The sequence below is a fragment of the Bacteroides sp. 1_1_14 genome (genome assembly GCF_000162515.1).
GTDB classification, from domain to species: Bacteria; Bacteroidota; Bacteroidia; order Bacteroidales; family Bacteroidaceae; genus Bacteroides; species Bacteroides thetaiotaomicron.
In genome coordinates, this window is sequence record NZ_GG774726.1 from 1 (window position 1) to 2883 (window position 2883).

Annotated in this window: 6 protein-coding genes; all 6 read left to right on the forward strand. The window is 35.9% G+C overall.

The genetic code is table 11. The features are described 5' to 3' along the window. A partial coding sequence (locus HMPREF9007_RS00265; protein ID WP_032850850.1) for a tyrosine-type recombinase/integrase occupies window positions 1-242 on the forward strand: 242 nt, incomplete at its 5' end. Between the two features lie 68 nt (window positions 243-310). Beyond that, complete coding sequence (locus tag HMPREF9007_RS00260; RefSeq protein WP_004295319.1) at window positions 311-802, forward strand: hypothetical protein; 492 nt, start codon at window positions 311-313, stop codon at window positions 800-802. Between the two features lie 74 nt (window positions 803-876). Next, the gene (locus HMPREF9007_RS00255) at window positions 877-1254 is read left to right on the forward strand and encodes a hypothetical protein (RefSeq protein WP_008763889.1); all 378 of its coding nucleotides are present in this window, start codon (window positions 877-879) and stop codon (window positions 1252-1254) included. 80 nt (window positions 1255-1334) lie between these two features. After that, entirely contained in the window at window positions 1335-2084 is a 750-nt protein-coding gene (locus HMPREF9007_RS00250) for a DUF4241 domain-containing protein (protein ID WP_004327342.1), read from the forward strand. Between the two features lie 74 nt (window positions 2085-2158). Continuing rightward, a complete protein-coding gene (locus tag HMPREF9007_RS26700) occupies window positions 2159-2470 on the forward strand; it encodes a hypothetical protein (protein WP_008763890.1) in 312 nt (103 codons plus the stop codon). Between the two features lie 40 nt (window positions 2471-2510). Beyond that, the gene (locus HMPREF9007_RS00245) at window positions 2511-2843 is read left to right on the forward strand and encodes an Imm44 family immunity protein (RefSeq protein ID WP_277754736.1); all 333 of its coding nucleotides are present in this window, start codon (window positions 2511-2513) and stop codon (window positions 2841-2843) included. The last annotated feature ends 40 nt before the right edge of the window (window positions 2844-2883 follow it).

The following is a 2883-nucleotide window of genomic DNA, read 5'->3' on the forward strand; positions in this document are numbered from 1 at the left end:
CGAAACGGCTGAAGGCAGCGGCCCGGGAAGCGGGAATCACGAAACGGATTTATCCGCACCTGCTGCGCCATTCGTTCGCCACCCACTTGCTGGAGCAAGGAACCGACATCAAGATTGTGAAAGAGCTTATGGGACATAACAACATCAAGACAACGGAAAGGTATGTCCACATAGCCGACACTTTCAAAAGCAATATCAAAAGCCCGTTGGACGATCTGTTGATGGAGGAAGACGAGGTCTGATACTTAAAGAAAATAACAGCCAAATCGGCTGATAGTATAACGTTATCAGTCATTAAAACCAGTTGAACATGGGAAAACAATTTGAATTCTATTCGTATAAAAATGATGATGAGATGATTGCAAATACGCTTAGAAGTGTATTTGGAGAGTTGTTGTGTGTTCCACGTTATAAAGGAGATTTATCCCCTTTTGACATTTGTGCTAATGATCGGCTGATGTATTTGACTGGAAAATCTTTCCAACAATATATATCATATTATACACATGAATATTATGATGGAACAACAGCTGAAGTATTGGACTATGTGAAAAGTCCAGTTTTAGAATATAGAGTTCCTTTTCAAAGGGAAGATATGGCATACATTGCTGGACGTTTTTATTGCTGTTCTGATAATAATGATTTTTCTCAAATGGTTTCCAAATTTTATCGTAAAATCAAAAAGAATTTTCGATACGTGAAATCTTGGAAGTGCTATATATCAAACAGCATAGATGTGGAAACATCTCAGTTTTTTATACCGAATAGAATAATTACTATAAATAAAGAAGATTTGAAATAAAATTGACTGATAACAAGCACCTGTGCCACCTAACGGCGGCAAGCTGCATAACATTAGCATCAAAAGTAATAAAAATGAATGAAGAAAGAGAAATACCCGGCTTACATCCCGTAGAATGGCGAGAATACCGTTATATTGCAGATGATGGGAATAATTTCTTTGTTTCGCTTAACAGAAGGAGCAAGAAACTAAGTTTATTTGATAAAGTTACTTCGGTTGTAGAAATCGCTCAAAGTGGTGGTGTTATATCTGAAAATTGTAAGATATGGTTGCCAACCAAAGAATTATTTCATGGTTTGTCTTACAAAGGTGACATTCAAGGTTGGCGCCAGCAGATAGAGCAAGGAGCTGAACACTTAGGGTTATTGATTGGAAAAATTGTTGAAAATAATATCGAATTATCAGATGGAAGAAGTTATGCTCTTTCAGAATGTAAGGTTGAATTTTATTAAATTGATGCTAACAAACAGATGAAACATTGAAGGCGGTTTATCTGCCAAACATTATCCGCAACTAAAAATCAAAAAGGAATATGAAAGAATTAGAAAACAACTGGATGAAAAAATGGGAATCGGTAAAAGAAAAAACCGTCTGCCCCGTTGACCTCAATACTTATTTTGAGCAAGAAGAAATTGCAGGAAAATCGTTAACGACGATTAATATCGGTTCTTGCGATTTGCCGAGTGGAAATCTTTTGGTACGAGATCCATTGGTATATCTCCCAAACAGAAACGAACGTCCATATTTTCAGAACGCTCCTGCGGGTAAATATGAAACGGAAATTTGTGTAATCAAATCTGACGACGAGGATTGCGACCGTTATGCCGCAGTACGTTTGCGCTTCAATGAAAAGCGGGCTGTTCGATTCTATGAAGCATTAGTTGGGAATGAAAACCTTGAAACATTGGAAGAGGGTGATTACTTTGGATTTTGTGTAGATGCTGGTTTAGGATGTGTATGTGATGAAATTATCCACCGTATTTATTGCGACTGGGATGAACAATGGCGCAAAGATAATCCCGATGATAATCCTTATGATGGATATTTTGCTGCATTATTCAAAGAAAACTATTATCTCCATCCAGAATATCAACGTGCAGGCGGAGACTGGTTAAATTGGCAAGTGCCGGGGACGGAGTATCATATTCCCATTTTTCAATCAGGGTTCGGAGATGGTACGTATCCGGTTTATTGGGGCATAGACGAAGGCGGCGAAATATGTCAGTTGGTAATTCAGTTTATTGATATAGAATTAGCCTATGGCAATGATGAAGAGAATTAATGTGCGGATAACAAGTAAATAAGCAACCCTAACAGTTGCTATTTACAACCCATTAGTAGCGTAAACGTGAGAAGATGGAATTATTAAATGAAAAGATAAGAAACGATGGATTCTATTCGGTTGGATTTAATCCTTTAATTGAACAATACATAATGATAGTCATTATCTGTCATTGGTTTTGGTTTGAACGATATTATCTTATCAGCAAAGAAGAATATGAATGGTTTGATAGCGCAATCCAAAAACTTGATGATTTAGCCCATGATTGCTATAAACAAGGAGTTAAACATCCCCGGTTCTATTGCTCTGAATTGGAATGCGAGAATATAACAGAACAAGTAACGAATCTTAGGACGCTACTAACAAACAGCAAACCGACTGAATAAGCGGAACGCTGCTATACATTACTAACGATAACAAATTTGTATGAAAGTTTTTATTGGAGGTGAATTGGAACATAGTATTTCTGATAAGTTTCGTAAAGCAAGAAACTCTGTAATAGAATATATGGATTGTCTATGTGATATTTCATATATTAATGAACTAAGTTTCTATGTATTCTGCTTAAAAGGATTTACTACAAATCCATTAAGTCGATATTCGAAAAAACGTAATCGGATAGAATTGGAAATTCTACTCCCATTTGATAAATTTGAAACAGCAAATGATTCTCAATGTGTTGAGATATTGAAACAAAGTATTCTTGATGCTATTGAGAACTATAAAAATAAAACATTCCACAACAATATATTGATGTAATTGTAGAAAAAATGAAAGCATCAATTAATGAATGAATTCG